Genomic DNA, 17,940 nt, shown 5'->3' with positions numbered 1-17,940 from the left:
GAAAATCCTACGCAAATACCGTGCCACTATGCAAGCGCACAGAATTTGTTGTTGCCGTCTATTATGTCCGTTGGCTCATAAAGTCTGTGTGTCCTACACCCTGCCGGTTGCTGCCCCTTCCTGAGCCCGTTCTGGTTTTGGTACTCTGAATTGTTTTTTACTTATTCTTGTGCCAAATTTTAGGACTAAGTGACGGAAAGCTTTCCCCGAGACAGAGTGCGATATCAAGCAGAAGCCTGTCGGCCCCGGCGGCCGCATCGAAGGAAAGTCCCACCGGTATGCGTCCAGCTATAAGCCCTGCGGGAAGCGTTATCCCGGGCAGGCCTGCATTGCTGCCCACATCCGTGTTGTGGATCGATGCCGTAAATAGAGGCACATCTTCGCCATTTAGGTTGACGGTTTCATCATCGCCAATATGTGGTGGCGGAATGAGCGAGGTCGGGAACGCAAGCACGTCGATAGAGTTGTCCCGGAAAATGCGCCTGTAACTATTCTGCAGCTCTGGCCGATGAACCCTGACAGCTTCGGCATAGATTTCCGCCGCGACCATAGTTTCAGCGCTGAGCTGATCCATGAGAATCGACCGGACGCCGTCCGAGGCTACGGACCTGGCGACTGCCTCGAAAGAGCGGCCGACATTGTAGATTTCAAGAAACTCCTCAAGCGTTACCCTGCCTTCATAGTGGGCGATGTTGCTCGTAGACGCGAAGTGGGGAGCCACAAGACTACGGTCGTCCACGACCTTTACCACAGCACCCATGGTCTGAAGTTGCTTCAGCACTTCCTCGCAGGTCTTCACCACGTCCGCATCCGCCGTGTCCCAAAAGAACTTCGCAATGCCTATCCGCAAATCTCTGATCATGTCAGGCTTGGGGACTTCACAGAAACCGACGACGAGACTGTCGAGAAGGTTGAGGTCCTCCGGCGTCCGTGCAATCGGTCCGGGAGTGTCCCGTGTTTGCGAAATCGGAACGATCCCCGCCGTGGGCCAGCGGCCGGAACTGGGACGGTATCCCCATAGGCCGCAGAAGGCTGCCGGTATCCGGACCGACCCGCCCGTGTCCGTTCCGATACTCGCGGGAACCATGCGGTGTGCCACGGCACAGGCGCTGCCGCCACTTGATCCGCCGCACACCAGGTCTGGATCGAACGGATTGCGCGCCGGTCCGAACAGGGCATTGTTTGTGGTCGTGCCATAGGCCAGTTCATGCATGTTGTTTTTGCCGAAGGCCACCGCACCAGCTTGCCTCAAACGCCGGGCCACCGGAGCGTCTGATGCGGGCCTGAAGTCGCGCATGCCAGGCGTGCCGGCTGTCGTTCGATAGCCGAGAACGTTGATGTTGTCCTTGAACGAAACCGGCACACCGTGAAGCGGGCCTCTTGTGTGTCCTTTGGCACGCAGGCTGTCGCATTCCCGGGCCTCTTGCCTGACTGCTTCTGCATCCAGCTCCGTGAACGCATTGGCGTCCGAGTATTCCTGAACGCGCTCAATCAGGGCATCGCATACTTCCGTGGCAAGCAGGTCGCCCTGCGAAATAAGGGATGCAAGCTCGGAGCAACTCAATTCGGGAATATACATTGGTGTCTTCTCACTTGACGCCCTTCCTGCCGGAGATGGTCAGCCTTGCGGATACACGACCCAGGGCGCACAGGATCGTTCCTTGCGGGCGTTGATCTCCGCCGGAGGTTCAATGGTGGTTCCAGATTTCGTAGTGGCCTACTGTTTCTGGGTATGTGTCTGAGCGAATTACCGGATGTACGTCCCGGCTTGTCCCCCAGTCGCAGCTTTCACGGACCGGGGGACGATGTTTCCTACTCCTCGACCTCAAAAGGCCGTACGATGGAAGCCTTCTCGGCAGAGTTCAATTCGGACATGACGCTACGTTTTTCCTTGTTGAGGACCAGTCGCAGGACGTCCGGACGCGCGTAATGCCCGCGCGGATCTGCGGCAACCTTCGCCATGTCGATCAGAGCCGGGTCGAGATCCGCATAAAGAATGCCTTCTTCGTCGTCGGCGAGAGGCTCGCACATCTCCCTGCCGTCTGGAGCGTAGATCATTGCATAGCCGCCGCCAGGCTTGCTCGTGCGCGGATTGAGCAAATGCGCCTTCTCCGGTGTCTGTGCCATGATGTCGAACATTTCCTGGCTCACCGTTGCGCAAGGCGCGAGGACATAACAACTGCCTTCCACTGCGTAGGTTCTGGAGAAGGAGTTGTTTACCTCCGGACCGAGCGCGTAGGCCATGTCGCGGTACAGGCAGAAGCTGGGCCAAGCTGCCACATGGATATCCTCACCCTGCGCATGCATGGCCATCCGTACGAGCGGTTGCGCGTGTTCCCAGCAATTCAAGGCTCCAATGCGGCCGATGGACGTGTTTACCACCTCCAGATCCGAACCGTCGCCCTCCCCGAACACCATGCGTTCAGCAAAGGTTGGTTTGAGTTTCCTGCGAACCTGCAGGAGATCGCCCTCGTTGGAGATCATCGCCTGGGACATGTAGCGCGTCCCGTTTTCCCGCTCGGAGAACCCCATGTTGATGAAGATGTCATTGCGCTGCGCAATTGCCTGCAGGCGGTTCATCTGCTCGGAGTTCACGTTCATGCTGTTGTGATGGTAGGGGGCAAAGAATTGCATGGCTTCGGCAGGTGAAGACAACCACACGAACCAAGGATAGCCCGGCAGCCAGGTCTCCGGGAATGCGATGATCTTCGCGCCGTTGCGGGCAGCTTCCGTGATCAGTTGTTCGGCTTTGTCGATGGAGCGGTTCAGGTCCAGAAAAACCGGAGCGGCCTGAACGGCGGCAACTTTGATAGCTTTCATGCAAGTTTCCCCTTCTTGTTTGTAATTGTCGGATGGGTTCCATGAACCCGGCGCGCTTCGTGGTGAGCGATCGGAAGCAAATCGATACGAATAAGCCTCTTGATGAGACCCCAGACACCTTCCGGCAGAAAGATGGTGACGGTGATGGCGAGCAAGCCGCTGATGACGAAATAGCCGGGGCCCAGATCCGAGAGGGTTTCACGCAGCAGATAGTAAACGATAGCACCAAATATTGGCCCTTCCACCGAACCGATACCGCCCAGGATGACGATGAATATCGTTATGGCGATCCAGTTTTGCGAAAAGGCGCTGCTAGGGGTGATCTGAATGCTGGTGATGTAATAGCACGCCCCTGCCGCCCCCGAGAGCGCCGTGGCTGTGATGAGGGTGAAAAGCTTTACCCTGGAAGTGTTGACACCCATTGCCTCGGCGGCCGCGTCGCTGTCACGCATGGCTCTCAGGCCAAGCCCGAAACGGCTCTTGAGCAAAATCACGATTGCCGAAAGCGTGATGAAGAGCACTATTGCCGCAAATGCGAAGTTGAGCGGTAGCCGCAAGCTTCTTGGTACAAGCCGTAATACTTCCAGGTTCAGGCCACCGCCGGCTCCGACTGCAGGAGTGATCAGGCAGAGAAGCCGCGCGACCTCGGCCATGACCCATGACCCGATGGCGAGCTGAGCACCTTCAAGCCTGAACAGAAGCGGTGACAGGGCATAGGCGATGACTGCGGGTACGACTGCCCCGGCAAGGATCGCGGGATATGGTGGAATCCCGAGCGCATTTGCCACCAGATAGAGCGTGTAACCGCCTGCACCGATGAACAAAGGCATACCGATCAAAACGATGCCGGAGAACCCGGCAAGAAGGTTCCAGGCAAGTGCAATTGCCAGCACCACACAAAATTCCGTTGCCAGCACTAGTCCTGCCTTCGACAGAACGAGAGGCAGCAAGCACAGCACCACGGCTACCGCGAAAAGCGTCACATAGGCGTTGTCGATCCGCTTGATCATAGACCGTTCCTCCTCGCGAACATGCCTGCAGGCCGGAAAAGCAGCACGGCGAGAAAGACCAGATGCCCCGCGAGAGGGCCGAAAGTCGGGGCGATAGCGAGACCAATAGCTTGGGCGAGCCCAAGCGCGAGACCGCCAAAGAACGTTCCCCAGATCGAGCCGAGCCCGCCCAGGATGACAGCCTCAAAAGCGAACAACATCCGTTCCGGCCCTGCCGCAGGCGCAAACGTGGAGCGCATGCCAAGGAAAATCGCGGCAATTGCCGATACCGACAGCGAAATGGCCAGAGCCAGCGAGAAGATATGGCCTGTTTCGATGCCCATCAGCCTCGCTGTTCTGTGATCGTCCGAAGTTGCACGCACGGCGCGCCCGAAGCTGGTCTTGGCAAAGACAAGCCAGGTGCAGGCGAAGGCCAGGCAGGCAAACAGGAAGAAGAAGAGCGGCATCACCCCGATGGAGAAAGAGCCGAGCGGGAGGGCGGCCGAACCGATGCTGCCCGGCTGCAGGCTGCGGGTATCCGCGCTAAACCCTATTTGCATCATGTTTTGCAGCACGATGGACAAGCCGAAAGTCACGAGCAGGGTTGGCATTGGCCCTCTGCCGATGGTCCTGTTCAGCACAACCCGCTGCAGGGCGTAACCGAAGGCAAACATCAAGAGAGCGACGAACGGCAGAGAAAAGAGCGGGTTTATTCCGAGCGCCTGGGTGGCAAGCCATGCCAGATAGGCCGACAAGACAATCATGTCACCGTGCGCCAGATTAATTTGCTGCATCAGGCCGAAGGTCACAGCCAGGCCGAGGCCGAAGAGGGAATAGAGGGCGCCGACGAACAGGCCGTTCAGCAAGAGCTCAATCATGAGAGCCTCCAAAATAGGCGTCCGAGATCTGATTTCGGCTGGCTGTCGCCGACGCCCCTTCGAGCACGATGCGGCCATGCCGCATGCAGGCGAAGTGATCGCTTTCCTTCAACGCCCGGGCGATATCCTGCTCGACGAGAATGATGGAGACGTCTGCTCCCCTGATTTTCTCCAGACCACCGTAGACCATGTCGACGGCGGAGGGAGACAGGCCGAGCGAGAGCTCGTCGCAGAGAAGAACCTTCGGGTTGGCCATCAGGGCGCGACCGACAGCAACGAGCTGTTGCTGCCCTCCCGACAGTGCCTGAGAGGGTCTGCGGCGCAATTCCTTCAGGATCGGGAACGTGTCCAGCACGCGGCCGATTGTCCAGTCGCCCGGCCGCTTCCGGTAGGCGCCCAAAAGAAGGTTTTCCTCTACCGTGAGGCTCGGAAACAGCTTGCGGCCCTCGGGGACCATAACGATGCCATGATCGACAATCGCCGAGGTAGATTTGCGGGTCAGGCTGGCGCCGTCGAGTTCAATTTCCCCGGAGGCAGGAGGCAGCAGCCCGGTAATGACGGAAAACAGTGTGGATTTGCCCGCACCGTTGGATCCGATGAGCGAAAGTGTTTCCCCTCGGCGATATCAAGGCTGACACCAAAGAGAACCGACATGCTGCCGTAGCCCGCTTTCACATCACGCACACTAAGCATCGAGGTCTGGCTCCATCCCAAGATAGATTTGCCGAACAGCGGGGGTGGCCATCGTCTCTTGTGGTGCACCGTCGGCAATGATCTTGCCCTCGCCCAAGACGACGATCCTGGAGACTGCGGAAGTCAGGACGTGCACGAGGTGTTCAATCCAGATGACCGCAATTCCCTGCGTGTTGACTTCCTTGATCAGTCTGGCGATCTCCATGGCTTCATCGTCGGTAAGGCCACCGGCGATCTCATCGAGCAGCAGCAAGGAAGGCCTGGTCGCAAGGGCACGGGCGAGTTCCAGCCGCTTTCGATCAAGCAGCGGCAAATCTCCCGCACGCATCTCGGCCCGGCCGTCGAACCCGGTCTTGTCAAGGATCGAGTAGACTGCTTCGACGGCTTCGTTCTTGCCCAGTCCGCCGGCATAGCGTGCGCCGACAAGCAGGTTCTCGTAAACGGACATGTCCGAGAAAGACTGCGGCACCTGGAAAGTCCGGCCGATACCGCCTTTGGCTCTCTCGGACGCACCGAGAGCGGTAACGTCCTGGCCGTTGACGAGAATTCTCCCGGAGTTGGGAGGAAGCTGTCCGGCGATGACGCCGAATAGCGTTGTCTTGCCCGAGCCGTTTGGCCCGATCACGCCAAGCAATTCCCCGGGGTGGACTTCCAGTGTCAGGTTCTTGAGAACTGGAGGGCCACCGCCATAGGATTTGCTGACGCTGTCCACGAGGAGAGACGGGGTCAGCGAGTGCATCCTGATTGTCCGAAGTGTGCCGGTCAGGCGCCGATTTTCATTTGGAACGGTGCTGTCACGGGAACGTCCGGCATCTCTTTGTTGTAGACGACATCAAGATCAAAGTTGCCGTTCGGGTCGACGTGCCATTGGCCCCCTGCGATCGCCATCTTCGCCACGCTCTTGATCGGGCTGTTGGCCCAGTCCAGGGTGCCGACAACGGTGTCGAGAGTCATGTTCTTAATGGCGTCCGCGACGGAATCTGGATCGGTCGGATCATCGGCAGTGCGCAGAGCGTTTATGCCGGCTTCGAGCAGTGCGTGCACAACACCGATCGGCTGGGTCCAGCGCTTGCCCGTTTCGGCCTCATAGGAGCTGGCGAGTTCGGCACAGGATTGGCCCGTGATGGACGAGCGGAAAGGATAGCTCGGTGTCCACCAGACTTCGGTGGACATACCATTGGCTTCAATGCCGAGCGACTGGACGCCAGCGGGGAACAGCAGTGCCTTTGCGACGGTGACGACCTTGGGCTTGAACCCGGCCTGCATGGCCTGACGCCAGAACACGACCCAGTCCGGCGGATCGAAAAGGCCGGTCATGATATCGCAACCGGCCTCGCGGAAGGCAGCGATTTGCCGCGAGAAGTCGTTCGAGCCCGGCTCAAAGAGACCGACGTCGACCATTTCGAAACCGGCGGCCTTCAGGGCTGGCGGGAAACCGATGGTGTCGCTGAAGAAAGTCTGGCCCGGAGGATCGTTGGTGAAGCAGGAACCGATCTTCTTGTTGGTCTCCAGCGAAGACCACATGCCGACATAGGTCGAGATGATATCCTCAATGCCCCAGAAGAAGTGATTGGCGTATTGGAAGCCAGTTTCGGGCGTGCCGCCTTGCGGGAAAAGCCAGCCTTGCCAGGGGTCCATAGTGGTGATCGACGGCACGCCGGCGAACTCGCACTGAGCGCTCACGTTCTTGATGCCGAGCGCGCCCTGGGCAAGCACGATATTGACTTCATCGGAATTGATGAGCTGTTGGGTGGCGCTGGTCGACCGGTCAGGATTGGTCTGGTCGTCGACGTCAATGATTTCGACTTCGTAGCGCTTGCCGTTGTTGACGAGGCCGTCCTTCAAGGCTGTGCGGATCTGCTTGAGCAGGAAGGGATCAGCCTCGGCAAAGGTTGCAAACAGCCCGGTGACAGGACTGATGTATCCAACCTTCAGCTTCGCGCTTTGTGCGAGTGCAGGCGTGGGAAAACTGCTGGATGCGGCAACGCCGGCAGCTCCTATTACAGCGCCTCCCAGCAATGTACGCCGGGATATCAGGCTTGAGCCTGGTAATCTGTTGGTCATGGAAGTTCCCCTTTATTTATTAATCGGGGACCATTCATGTGCCGGCCCGTGCCGACCATCCACAATATTGTGGATGCATGCGGCCCACAGCAGCCCTGCCCTGAATTTCAGGGCTAATTCGCTATGGCCAGTCGGAAAATGTCTGGAGCACCGTACTGGCCTGCCGGTCTTCCTGCTTGCGCATCGTCTGTCTGTACTGGCGTGGTGACAAGCCGGTAGTCCGCTTGAAGAAATGCGAGAATTTTGTCGGATCGCTGAAACCGAGATGATTTGCGATCGACTGGATGCTTTCGTCCGTCTTGAGCAAGCGGGTTGAAGCGTCCATCAAGATCCGCTGCTGGATCAGCGAGAGCGGAGTGCGCTTCAGGATTCTCTGGCAGATATCGTTCAGGCGGTCGTATGTGAGGTTCAGATCTTGGCAATATCCGGTGACCGTTTTGCGGCTCCTGTAGCCCAGCTCAACAAGTTGCCGGAACCTGTGCAGGATATGCGTATCGTTGCGGCCGTCGGCGAGACCGCTGCTCGTCAGCATGCGGCTGATCGCAATCAGCAACAGTCGCACAAGTGATGCCACCGCCGTCGTGGATCGCTTGTTTTGATCGTTCACTTCATCTGTAAGCAGCGGCAGCAAGGGGGCGATTGAAGCCGCCAAAATGTCCGGATTTCCGGGAGTAAGGGTCAGCCTGCTCAAAATCGTGTCGAGTATCAGACTCTCCGGGCCAGTGCCGGTGACGAGCGATTGCAGCGGCCGGGCAAATCCGATGATCCAGGCGCCTGTACCCGCTGGAACGCTCAGTCGCGCCCGCACTCCGTGCGGAAGAACTGCGATTGAGCTCTCGACGACCTCCATGGCTTCCTCGTTCACGTGCAGGGTCGCGTTTCCCCTCAGCATAATGGCGATCAGATTGAATTGCGCGGAGGTCCCCTGTCCGGCGGCGTAGGTCCGCGACCGGAAGCCGGGTTCCACCACCTCCAGGCGAAGCATGGATAAAAGTGCACTGCTTTCCGGCATAGTTTGCGCCCAAATTCCCAGAAAACTTCATTATTTACCTATAATAGGGCATTTATTGATCCCTGCAAAACATGTGAACTGGTGATGGTCTGCCGGAAAGGCAGGGGAGGACCAGATGAACGGGACGGAAACAGCGGGTAAAACGCCGCACAAGCGCGCGTCACACGCTCCAGAACGAGTGCTGAGAACAGGGCTGTTCGTCAAAGGCGCCCATCAGGGTGCTACGGCAGGGGCGGTCTTCGAACGTCTTGATCCATCGTCTGGCCAGGTTTCTTCGGTGGCTGCAGATGGCCGCGCAGCCGATGCCACGAAGATGGTTTCCGTGGCTGCGGCCAGTTTCAACATCTGGTCCCGACTGAGCGGTACGGAGCGAGCGGCCGTTCTCCGGCGTGCCGGCACCCTGATACCGCATTACGCGGCAAGATTTCACGACAGCATGCTTCGGGAGACCGGCGCTACCGCGGAGTGGGTGGAGTTCAACTTCCGCGTTGCCGCGAAGGTGTTCGAGGCGACCGCGCAACTGGCCGAACAGTTTAACAGCGAAGTGGGGCAGCAGGCTGGGGGCTCTTCACGGACGGTTCGTGTACCTGCGGGCATCTGCCTTGCGATCGCCCCCTGGAATGCGCCGCTCGCGCTTGGCGTCCGCGCCATTGCCTTTCCCCTCGCATTTGGCAACACAGTGATCTTCAAGGCCTCGGAACTCTGCCCCGTAACCCATGTTCTGCTGGGAGAGCTCTTGCATGAAGCCGGCCTTCCGGAGGGAGGGCTGAGCATCCTCACCAATGCCCCGGAAAATTCCCGCGAGGTGGTGGAGACCTTGATTGCCTGCGCCCCCGTGCGTCGCGTCAATTTCACGGGATCGACCCGCGTCGGCCGGATCGTGGCAGGTATTGCAGCCTCCCATCTCAAGCGCTGTTTGTTGGAGCTTGGCGGTAAATCTCCGCTTATTGTGCTGGCCGACGCGGACATCGAAGAGGCGGTGGAGGCGGCTGTTTTCGGCGCTTTTCTGAACTCTGGCCAGATCTGTATGGCAACTGACCGGATCATTGTCGATCATGCAATCGCCGATAAGTTCGTGGATGCGCTTGCTGAGCGGTCAGCGCAGCTTACTGCAGGAGATCCGCGCAATCCGGGTGTTCGCATCGGCCCTCTTGCGACCTCTTCCATTGCTGTCCGGCTTTCCGCTCTGATTGAGGACGCGCTCTCCAAGGGGGCTGTGTTGCGATCGGGTGGTCCGGCACGCGGGCAATTCATGGATGCGACCATCATTGACCATGTCTCGCCCATGATGCGTGTCTACTCGGAAGAGTGCTTCGGTCCTCTGGTCGGCATCCATCGGGTCGGATCGGTCGAGGAAGCCATTACTGTCGCAAACGACTGCGAATACGGACTGTCGTCCGCGGTCTTCGGCGCGGACCAATCTGTTGCCGCCGCCGTAGGTGACCAGCTCGAAACCGGCATCTGTCACATCAATTCCGCGACGGTTGCCGACGATCCCTTCATGCCGTTCGGAGGCGTGAAATCGAGCGGATACGGCCGCTTCGGCGGCGATAGCTGTCTGGATGAATTCACGGAATTGCGCTGGATCACCACGAAACCGTCCCGGCGGGAGATGTGACAACAGCCAAATCCGGAAAAAGCGGGCCCGGCTATCTGCCGGGCTGCGGGACACTTTCAACAATAACAATGTCAATCAGTTCCAAGGAGAGAAACGTGACCGTACAACTTGTCATCAATAACAAGGATACAGCCGCAGCCGGGGAGAAACCTTCGATCGTCTTGATCCGGTGACCGGCGAAGTGGCATCGACAGCAGCGGCCGCACGCGCGGCAGATGCAGCTATCGTTGCGAAGGCTGCTGCGGCAGCCTTTCCGGCCTGGGCCGAGGTGGCTCCCGGGCAGCGGCGAGCACTCCTGAACAAGGCCGCGGATATCATGGAATCCAAGTCTGCCGATTTCGTCGCGACCATGATCGCCGAGACCGGCTCGACCGGCCCATGGGCAGGCTTCAACGTGATGCTGGCCGCAGGCGTGATCCGGGAAGCTGCTGCAATGATCACCCAGATCGGTGGCGAAGTCATCCCCTCCAACAAGCCCGGTACGCTGGCGATGTCTGTTGCACGTCCAAAAGGTGTCTGCCTGGGCATCGCACCGTGGAACGCACCTGTCATTCTCGGGACGCGCGCGCTCGCGATGCCGCTGGCTTGCGGGAACACGGTTATTTTCAAGGGCTCGGAATCCTGCCCCAAGACACATCGCATGATCGTCGACTGCTTTGTCGAGGCAGGGCTGCCCGAAGGCGTTGTCAATTATGTCTCGAACGCCCCCAAGGATGCAGCAGAAGTCGTGAAGGCATTGATTGAGGCCCCGGAAGTCCGGCACGTAAATTTCACGGGATCTTCCGCAGTCGGCCGTATCATCGGCCGCCTTGCCGGTGAAAATCTGAAGCCCTCACTTCTGGAACTTGGCGGCAAGGCGCCTCTGGTGGTGCTTTCCGATGCCGATTTGGACGGGGCCGTGAATGCGGCGATCTTCGGTGCCTTCATGAACCAGGGTCAGATCTGCATGTCCACCGAACGCATTATCGTTGATGAGAGCATCGCCGATGAATTCGTGGAGAAGCTGGCCGCCCGTGCATCGAAGCTGCCGTTCGGCAACCCGCGCGATCACGTTGTTCTGGGGTCCTTGGTGAATGCGGAAGCAGGCACCAAGATGGACGCGCTGATCTCTGACGCCACCGCCAAGGGCGCAAAACTTGTTGCTGGCGGCGAACGGGACGGAGCAATCCATTCGGCGACCCTGCTGGACGGTGTCACAGCGGAAATGCGCATCTACAGCGAGGAGAGCTTCGGACCGGTAAAGTCGATCATTCGCGTGAAGGGTGACGCAGAGGCAATTGCAACGGCCAATGACACCGAATACGGCCTCTCGGCTGCCGTTTTCAGTCAGGATATCCAGCGTGCGATATCCGCAGCCAACCAGATCAAAAGCGGAATTTGTCATATCAACGGACCGACGGTTTCCGACGAGCCGCAAATGCCGTTTGGCGGTGTCGGAGACTCCGGCTATGGCAGGTTCGGCGGGAAGGCGGCGATCGCTGAATTTACCGATCTGCGCTGGATCACCATTGAGGATCCGAACCAGCACTATCCGTTCTGATAGGCAGGCGGCGAAACACGAACGATGAAAGGCACGGCCTTGTACACCGTGCCTTTTGCCAAGATTTCTGAAGAATTCTCGACCTGTTTCCGACGAGCAAAGACCCGGGCACGCCCGGGTCTTTCAGCTTCCGGCGGTCAATTCAGCTCTCGGTCCGTGGTCGTTTTCAAGAGGTCATCGAGCGCCTCGAAAAGAGCGGCAGCGCCCCGGTAGAGTTTCTCGCCACTGAAAGGAGTGGGCCGGCCGTCCAAGGTCACGACCAGCAGCGGAACGCCCCTGGGAAGACTTGCCTGCCGGGCTTGCGTGTCTGATATCCGGGCCTGGGTTTCTCTTTCCAGCTCAGCGCAATTGGTCAGTTTGTCTTCGAATTCGGCAACGTTCAGTTCGATGCCCGCCTTTGCCGCGGTCCGGCAGGCGACGAGCGCCACTTCTCTGGCCCGGGACGTGTCTTTGCCTTGAACATATCGGGCAATCTGGGCATCGTGCAGGAAGTTTGGTTCGAGCGCGGCCTCATATTGACCAAGGGCCACCATCGCGCGCGTGAGAAAGTTGGAGCCGAACACGCCTCCCTTTGCACGCATGACGCCTTGATGATAGGCCTCCGTGAAAAGCTGCCCTGTCATTTTCTGAATATTCCGATCGTTCCGCTCGGCATGATCGGCAATGCTGGACACCGGGCGCGGATCGAAGAATAGGCCGGACGGGCGCATTACCAGTTGATCCGGATATTTTTCTGCAAGGCCGGCAAGCGCGGGAGCGCTCGCGTAACACCAGCCGCACAAGGGATCGAGATAGTAGTCGAATTTCAGATCGAACAATGTCATGTGCACCTCTTCCGATGTGACTTGAATGGCGTTCAGCCTCTGCCGATGGCCGCCTCAATAAGAGCTAGACCTTTCTTTGCGTCGACATGAGCAAGTGCTTCGCAAAGCGCCTGCTCGAACGCATCCGGAGCGGACACGCGCCGAGCCCAGGCGCGGCTCGCTTCGGCGACTTTCGTGAAGTCCGGGCTTGGCGAAAGATCTGTAAGCGGGACGGCATTGGCCTTGGAGGCGTGGCCATCGGGATAGATGTCGAGAACGGACTGCCGCACCGCGCCCCATTCGGTGTTGTTCAGCACTATGACGACCATTGAAAGGCCAAGCGCTTCGGCGATTTGGTGGCAGGCCACCGGATTGGAAAACATATAGGAGCCGTCGCCCATAGTCGCGACCACAGTCTTTTCCGGACGTGCGAGCGCAAATCCCGCGGCGGCTGGGAAGCCCCAGCCCAGTCCGCCTGAATGAGGACCATCGAACCAGGACTGATGCCGGGTCAGCCGCAGATAGGGGAGCTGGCAGCCCAGTTCAGAAAAGACGGCTGCGTCGCGGCCGGCTAGTTTTTCCGAGAGGGTCAGGCTGATCCAGCGTTTTGTCAGGGCTGGTCCGTCCCGTTCTCCGGCGGCAGCATCGAAACGTCTGGACTGATCGGCGGCATTGGCCTTCGCAATGTTCCTTGCGCGCGCGGCCACTCTGGCGTCGTGGCCGGGCAGCAGTTTCGCCATGGCCGCCTCAAGGGCCACGATCGCCGGGGCAATTTCCGTCGTCACGCCCAGGTCGCAGCGGAAGTTGCGCACACCAGAACGCTCCTGCAGGGGACGCGGTCCAATCTGTATGACTGTCGCCTCTTCGCGCGGTTCGATCTGGGCAGGTGACCATGGTGCCAAAGCGTCTATGCAAAGCACGACATCGGCCTTCTTCAGAAGCGGTGCCGGGTCGGGACCCGCGGCCATCGGATGGGTGGTCGGCAAGGCCAGTTCCACGGCCCAATACTGGCAAAGAGGAATGCCCCAGTCGCCGGTCAGCCGCGACAGGGCTGCAAAGGCGTCAGCGCTACCCGCGCCATGCTGGGCAAAGATGACGGGATGCTCAGCCTCAGCAAGGAGGCTCGCAATCCGGGTAATCTGATCGGTCCCTGCCTCGACGACAGCAGCAGTCATTTGAGGCCGGCGCTCCGCACCCGCAGCGGGGATCGTTTCACTCAGGACTTCACGCGGGAGGCTTACATAGACGGGTCCCTTGGGCGTTGACGCGGCGATGCCATGCGCCCGGTCGGTCACGTCGAAGATCTGTTCCGGGAAACGGAGCTCGTAATCCCATTTGCAGGCTTCCCGGATCAGGCCACTCTGATCCAGCATTTCCTGCCCCCAGCCGATAGGGACCGTTCGTGCCCCCACGCGGCCGCTCTCGAGCGTGGGCGTGCGCCCGGACATCAAGAGCATTGGGATGTTGTCGCAGGCGGCATTGATCGCACCCATGGCGGCGTTGGCGAGGCCGACGTTGGTGTGCACCAGCACAGCCTGAGGCCGGCCTGTCGCCAGCGTGTAACCGTGGGCCATCGCTACGGCAGCGCTTTCAAATGGGACGGTTACAGTGCGCGGGAGTGGGATATTCTTTGCTTCCGCCTCCGAAAGCCCTTCGATGACGGGCGGAAAATCTGTCCCGGAGTTGGCAAAGATGTAATCCACGCCAAGAGTTGCCATCCGCGACAGAAGCGCGGCCCCACAGGTCATTTGCGGTGCAGGATAGGTCATGTTCATCCGTCTTCCGTTCGCTCTGGAGCCTCTTCATGGCAAGAGACGCGACCGGCTCCAGCCTGAATTAGACGATCATTTATCTTCTATATTGAGAAATATATCTCACATTTGGATATGAATGAAAAGGCTGGAAAGCGAAGGCCGATACAGGAAGCATTACGTTGATGCTCGCATCCGAACGCACTCAACTCAATCGAGCCACTTGGTCCTGTAAACCGGTCCAATTGCCGGATCTCACGCACTCCTCGCAGTGCGCTTTCCGCAGTCGCTCATAGAACCCTCATGGCAGGCAGGACGCCGCCCGACGGCGCGCCTACCGCATCAGTTCACTGCCCGAAAGGGGCTGGGAGGGGGATGGCGGAATAGCTCAGTTGGTTAGAGCAGAAGATCGAAAACAAATTACAAGCTAACGATATGTCGAAATATGATTACAGCCTCAAGATTGGAAAACAATCACCACCGCCGAAAATCGCTCATGCATGAATATGATCGCCTACAATAACACATGCTGCCCTCTTACCATTGAGGCTCAGTAGCGCAGATCTGTCAGAGTGGAGCAAAACAAAAAAGCCGCCCTGCGCCAGCCGGAGCCAGCACAAAGGCAGCTTTAAAACGCCCAGAAAACCGAAAGACGGAAGACCTCAGCCCCTCACGTCGCCTTCTTCACGAACTCCGACTTCAACCCAATCGGCCCGATGCCGGGGATCTTGCAGTCGATGTTGTGGTCGCTGTCGACGAGGCGGATGCCGCGGACCTTGGTACCGATCTTGAGGACGCTGGAGGAGCCCTTGAGCTTCAGGTCCTTGATCAGGGTCACCGTGTCGCCATCGGCGAGCAGGTTTCCAACGCTGTCGCGCACTTCAAGGCCTGCCTCGGGGGCGGCGGCCAGCGGCCATTCATGCCCGCATTCGGGGCATGTCAGGGTGCCTTCCACTTCATAGGTGAAGGTGGAGCGGCATTCGGGGCAAGGGGGCAAAGTGTCCATGGCCGGGGTATAGGCCCCGGTCCGGCAGATGGCAACATGAGGGTTTTCCCGTATGCCGCCTGCCGTCAGCGCGGGCAGCATTCAGCCCTAGTCTCCGCTCATGGCCTTGATCAGCACATCACGCAAGCCGTCCATGCCCTGTTCCGGGGCGCCAGCGGCGGGCATCATGCCGGGGGTGAAGCCCTGACCAAGGAAGCGGGCGATGAGTTCGCGGTCGCGGCTGACGATATGCACCGGCACGTCCCGGGACACCCCTTCGCCGGTGATGATGGACGCAGGCTGATGGTCGCCGAGAAACACATAGAGCGCTTCGCCCTCCGAGCGGGCGATATAGCTGCCGAGGGTTTCCAGCGCATAGTCAATGGTGCGGATATATTGCCCGCGCACCCGCTCCGGATCAGCCCAGACCACGGCGGGGCTGTCACCGTTTTCGGCCTGAGCGTTGAAGTTGCTGCCGTCGGCGGCATCCTCCCAGTCAATGAGGCTTGGCACCGGCGTCCATGGGGCGTGGCTGGAGATGAGGGCGATTTCCGCCATCACCGGCTTGCCAGCGGCAGCCGCTGGCCTCATCGCCAGCCTGTCAAAGGCGGAGAGCGTATACTGGTCGGGCATCGTCACCCAGTTAAAGGGCTTTCCGGTGTAGCCGAGGTCCTTTGCCGCCAGCACCTTGTCATAGCCGTAATAGGCAGATTCCGGCCAGTCCATGGTGATGGCAGGCATCACCGCCACGCTCTGCCATCCGGCATCGCGGAACAGGCGGTTGAGGCTCGGCCTTTCGCTGCGCATCAGCAGGTCATAGCGCGCCTGACTGTCCACCCACAGGCCGGAAAGCAGTGTGCCATGGGCGAGCCAGCTGAGGCCGCCAACTGTGGGCGAGCGCGCCCAGCCGCTGGCCATGGCATAACCGGCCCCTTCCAGCTCTGCCTGCACGGCGGCAAGGCGCGGGCCGGTGAGCGGCGCATAGCGCGGATCTTCGATGGCGCTACGGCCATAGGATTCGATGAAGACGAGCACCACATCCCGCCCCCGGACGCGGGCAAAAAGCTGTTCCAGCGGCGGCAGGTCCGCAGCCTGCACAAGTTCGGCCTCAAAGGCACTGAGATCGGCAATGGAACGGGCCACCACCCTCAGCCGTTCACTGAGGCTGGCGCTTTGCAACCCGGCATTGCTGCCAGCGGCCAGCATCCCGAGGCCCAGCACCAGAAGGATGGCAAAGCCCCCATTGCAGGCGAACGCAAGGGGGCACGAAGGCGGGCGATGGTGGCAGCCGACCAGAAGAAGGCCGCCATCACCCCCGCCAGAAGGGCAAGGGCCAGCGCTACAGCCAGCGCAGCGGTGAAGGTGCCGATGCTGCCGGACAGAAGATTCCAGCCATCGCCCAGCATCTTGATGTCGAGATAGGGGTTGAACGGGCGCTGAAACGCCATCTGCACGCCGGTGTCGGCGAGTTTCAGGACCAGCAGGATGAAGACCAGCAAAGTGGTCAAGACAGCGGCAGCATAGCCAAGCCGCCTTGGCAAAAGCATGAGCGCCAGCCCCGCCAGAGGCACATCCAGCGGCAGATGGGCGAGGCCAGCCAGCGTCAGGCCACCGGGCCTACCCGGCAGATTGCAGGCCGCCCAGAAGACGAAAAGGAACACAGCCAGCGCCAGAACAGGTCCCAGAATGCCGCCATCAGCCCGCTTATCCATCCCGCCTCTCGCCTTTAAGGCCTTGCCGCGCCATCTATTGCCTGTCATTCAGTCTGCCTTCTCAAGTCCCGGAGCCCAGCTTGCACTCAGCCCCCTTCAACCGCCATTCCGGGGCAACGCCTTGCGCAGGATGAGGCTGCTGGCATCTCTTGCGGGGCTGGCGCTGCTTGCATGCCTCATCGCCCTGCTGGACCCGGCCAGCATCGCAGCGGCACTCGCCAGAACGCCGCCTGGGCATATGCTGGCTGCGCTGCTGCTTGTCCAGTTTCAGACCATTCTGTCTGCGGTGCGCTGGCGCTTCACGGCGGCACGCCTTGGCCACAAGCTCCCGCTTGGTGCAGCCATCCGGGAATATTACCTCGGCGGCACGCTCAACCTGCTGCTGCCCGGCGGCATGGCAGGGGATGCGGCACGGGTCTACCGGGTAAAGGACAGTGCGGACGGCGGCTGGAAACAGGCCGCCACGGCCGTGGTGCTGGAGCGTCTGTCGGGACAAATCGGTTTTGTCATTCTCATCGTGAGCGGCCTGATCGCCTGGGCATTCTTTCTGCCGCAGGCCGGTGCAGCCGCCTTGCCGGAGTTTCCAACCGCCCTCCCCCACTCTCCCGTCTGGCTGGCGGCGGCGTGCGGCATTGCGGCTGTGCTTGCTGTGCCTCTGCTTTTTCCCGCCTTGCGTGCACGCCTGCGCCGCTTCCTGCCTGTTGCCGGTCAGGCGCTGCATTTGGCCTTCTGGGCCAGAGGCGCCCTTGCCGTGCAGGTGGGCCTCAGCCTGCTCATTACCGGCAGCTATCTGCTGACATTCACCGTCGCGTCCGATGCTGTCGGGGCCAGCCTGCCGGTGCTGGCAGTGGTGACCATCATTCCCTTGTGTCTTCTGAGCATGATGATACCGGTGGGGATCGGCGGCTGGGGCACGCGGGAGGCCGCTGCGGCGGCTCTCTGGCCCCTCTTCGGCTTCACGGCGGCACAAGGGCTGGCGGCAAGCCTCTTGTATGGGCTGCTGTCGCTGGCCGGGTCGGCATTGCCGGGGCTCATTCTCCTGGCGCTGGAACTGCTGCGCCGCAGACACTGACCC

General features: G+C 60.0%; 15 protein-coding genes and 1 pseudogene. 3 read left to right on the top strand and 13 right to left on the bottom strand.

All coding sequences use genetic code 11. The annotated features are described in order from the left end of the window. Window positions 1-157 precede the first annotated feature (157 nt). The 8 genes from ACQB61_RS03540 to ACQB61_RS03505 all read right to left on the bottom strand — a co-directional run bounded on the left by ACQB61_RS03540 (window position 158) and on the right by ACQB61_RS03505 (window position 8,456). Window positions 158-1,579 (bottom strand): amidase family protein, encoded by a 1,422-nt coding sequence (locus tag ACQB61_RS03540; protein ID WP_430511513.1) that lies wholly within the window; start codon window positions 1,577-1,579, stop codon window positions 158-160. A gap of 233 nt (window positions 1,580-1,812) precedes the next feature. After that, window positions 1,813-2,820 carry a carbon-nitrogen hydrolase family protein gene (locus tag ACQB61_RS03535; RefSeq protein WP_430511512.1) on the bottom strand — a complete coding sequence of 336 codons (1,008 nt, stop codon included), beginning with the start codon at window positions 2,818-2,820 and terminating at the stop codon, window positions 1,813-1,815. After that, complete coding sequence (locus ACQB61_RS03530) at window positions 2,817-3,830, bottom strand: branched-chain amino acid ABC transporter permease (protein ID WP_430511511.1); 1,014 nt, start codon at window positions 3,828-3,830, stop codon at window positions 2,817-2,819. The genes ACQB61_RS03535 and ACQB61_RS03530 overlap by 4 nt, the downstream gene beginning before the upstream one ends. Continuing rightward, complete coding sequence (locus ACQB61_RS03525; RefSeq protein ID WP_006938358.1) at window positions 3,827-4,687, bottom strand: branched-chain amino acid ABC transporter permease; 861 nt, start codon at window positions 4,685-4,687, stop codon at window positions 3,827-3,829. The genes ACQB61_RS03530 and ACQB61_RS03525 overlap by 4 nt, the downstream gene beginning before the upstream one ends. After that, window positions 4,680-5,255 carry an ABC transporter ATP-binding protein gene (locus ACQB61_RS03520; RefSeq protein ID WP_430514277.1) on the bottom strand — a complete coding sequence of 192 codons (576 nt, stop codon included), beginning with the start codon at window positions 5,253-5,255 and terminating at the stop codon, window positions 4,680-4,682. The genes ACQB61_RS03525 and ACQB61_RS03520 overlap by 8 nt, the downstream gene beginning before the upstream one ends. Window positions 5,256-5,372: 117 nt before the next feature. Next, window positions 5,373-6,119, bottom strand: coding sequence for an ABC transporter ATP-binding protein (locus ACQB61_RS03515; RefSeq protein WP_430511510.1), 747 nt, complete (start codon window positions 6,117-6,119; stop codon window positions 5,373-5,375). A 23-nt stretch (window positions 6,120-6,142) separates the two neighbouring features. Further along, window positions 6,143-7,444 carry an ABC transporter substrate-binding protein gene (locus ACQB61_RS03510; protein WP_430511509.1) on the bottom strand — a complete coding sequence of 434 codons (1,302 nt, stop codon included), beginning with the start codon at window positions 7,442-7,444 and terminating at the stop codon, window positions 6,143-6,145. A gap of 121 nt (window positions 7,445-7,565) precedes the next feature. Then, on the bottom strand, window positions 7,566-8,456 hold the full coding sequence (locus tag ACQB61_RS03505) for a helix-turn-helix domain-containing protein (protein WP_430511508.1): 891 nt from the start codon (window positions 8,454-8,456) through the stop codon (window positions 7,566-7,568). Window positions 8,457-8,571: 115 nt separating this feature from the next. On the opposite strand from ACQB61_RS03505, the gene ACQB61_RS03500 reads away from it, so the two are divergent. After that, complete coding sequence (locus ACQB61_RS03500; RefSeq protein WP_430511507.1) at window positions 8,572-10,074, top strand: aldehyde dehydrogenase; 1,503 nt, start codon at window positions 8,572-8,574, stop codon at window positions 10,072-10,074. Between the two features lie 68 nt (window positions 10,075-10,142). After that, window positions 10,143-11,614: pseudogene (locus ACQB61_RS03495) on the top strand (aldehyde dehydrogenase). Window positions 11,615-11,751: 137 nt separating this feature from the next. On the opposite strand, the gene ACQB61_RS03490 reads toward ACQB61_RS03495, so the two are convergent. From ACQB61_RS03490 to ACQB61_RS03470, 5 genes are all read right to left on the bottom strand, one after another. Then, window positions 11,752-12,438, bottom strand: coding sequence for a DsbA family protein (locus ACQB61_RS03490; RefSeq protein ID WP_430511506.1), 687 nt, complete (start codon window positions 12,436-12,438; stop codon window positions 11,752-11,754). Between the two features lie 32 nt (window positions 12,439-12,470). Beyond that, window positions 12,471-14,192: a thiamine pyrophosphate-requiring protein gene (locus ACQB61_RS03485; protein WP_430511505.1), complete on the bottom strand. Its 1,722-nt coding sequence runs from the start codon at window positions 14,190-14,192 to the stop codon at window positions 12,471-12,473. A 646-nt stretch (window positions 14,193-14,838) separates the two neighbouring features. Then, complete coding sequence (locus ACQB61_RS03480) at window positions 14,839-15,174, bottom strand: zinc ribbon domain-containing protein YjdM (RefSeq protein ID WP_334250936.1); 336 nt, start codon at window positions 15,172-15,174, stop codon at window positions 14,839-14,841. 87 nt (window positions 15,175-15,261) lie between these two features. Beyond that, window positions 15,262-16,374, bottom strand: coding sequence for a hypothetical protein (locus tag ACQB61_RS03475; protein ID WP_430511504.1), 1,113 nt, complete (start codon window positions 16,372-16,374; stop codon window positions 15,262-15,264). Beyond that, on the bottom strand, window positions 16,302-16,865 hold the full coding sequence (locus ACQB61_RS03470; protein ID WP_430511503.1) for a hypothetical protein: 564 nt from the start codon (window positions 16,863-16,865) through the stop codon (window positions 16,302-16,304). The genes ACQB61_RS03475 and ACQB61_RS03470 overlap by 73 nt, the downstream gene beginning before the upstream one ends. A gap of 130 nt (window positions 16,866-16,995) precedes the next feature. Here ACQB61_RS03470 and ACQB61_RS03465 point away from each other — a divergent pair, with 130 nt between their 5' ends. Continuing rightward, window positions 16,996-17,937 carry a lysylphosphatidylglycerol synthase transmembrane domain-containing protein gene (locus ACQB61_RS03465; protein WP_430511502.1) on the top strand — a complete coding sequence of 314 codons (942 nt, stop codon included), beginning with the start codon at window positions 16,996-16,998 and terminating at the stop codon, window positions 17,935-17,937. Window positions 17,938-17,940 lie beyond the last annotated feature (3 nt).

It is taken from the genome of Pannonibacter phragmitetus (genome assembly GCF_050510895.1).
Lineage (GTDB): Bacteria > Pseudomonadota > Alphaproteobacteria > Rhizobiales > Stappiaceae > Pannonibacter > Pannonibacter phragmitetus_B.
The sequence above is the reverse complement of the archived record's forward strand: the minus strand, read 5'-3'. Positions and strand labels throughout refer to the sequence as shown.

Excerpts from the sequence above, each read along its gene's own strand:
- ACQB61_RS03535 (WP_430511512.1), bottom strand. The coding sequence starts at position 2,820 with ATGAAAGCTATCAAAGTTGCCGCCGTTCAGGCCGCTCCGGTTTTTCTG.
- ACQB61_RS03540 (WP_430511513.1), bottom strand. The coding sequence starts at position 1,579 with ATGTATATTCCCGAATTGAGTTGCTCCGAGCTTGCATCCCTTATTTCG.
- ACQB61_RS03510 (WP_430511509.1), bottom strand. The coding sequence starts at position 7,444 with ATGACCAACAGATTACCAGGCTCAAGCCTGATATCCCGGCGTACATTG.
- ACQB61_RS03480 (WP_334250936.1), bottom strand. The coding sequence starts at position 15,174 with ATGGACACTTTGCCCCCTTGCCCCGAATGCCGCTCCACCTTCACCTAT.
- ACQB61_RS03505 (WP_430511508.1), bottom strand. The coding sequence starts at position 8,456 with ATGCCGGAAAGCAGTGCACTTTTATCCATGCTTCGCCTGGAGGTGGTG.
- ACQB61_RS03515 (WP_430511510.1), bottom strand. The coding sequence starts at position 6,119 with ATGCACTCGCTGACCCCGTCTCTCCTCGTGGACAGCGTCAGCAAATCC.
- ACQB61_RS03490 (WP_430511506.1), bottom strand. The coding sequence starts at position 12,438 with ATGACATTGTTCGATCTGAAATTCGACTACTATCTCGATCCCTTGTGC.
- ACQB61_RS03485 (WP_430511505.1), bottom strand. The coding sequence starts at position 14,192 with ATGAACATGACCTATCCTGCACCGCAAATGACCTGTGGGGCCGCGCTT.
- ACQB61_RS03470 (WP_430511503.1), bottom strand. The coding sequence starts at position 16,865 with ATGGATAAGCGGGCTGATGGCGGCATTCTGGGACCTGTTCTGGCGCTG.
- ACQB61_RS03465 (WP_430511502.1), top strand. The coding sequence starts at position 16,996 with ATGAGGCTGCTGGCATCTCTTGCGGGGCTGGCGCTGCTTGCATGCCTC.
- ACQB61_RS03500 (WP_430511507.1), top strand. The coding sequence starts at position 8,572 with ATGAACGGGACGGAAACAGCGGGTAAAACGCCGCACAAGCGCGCGTCA.
- ACQB61_RS03525 (WP_006938358.1), bottom strand. The coding sequence starts at position 4,687 with ATGATTGAGCTCTTGCTGAACGGCCTGTTCGTCGGCGCCCTCTATTCC.
- ACQB61_RS03530 (WP_430511511.1), bottom strand. The coding sequence starts at position 3,830 with ATGATCAAGCGGATCGACAACGCCTATGTGACGCTTTTCGCGGTAGCC.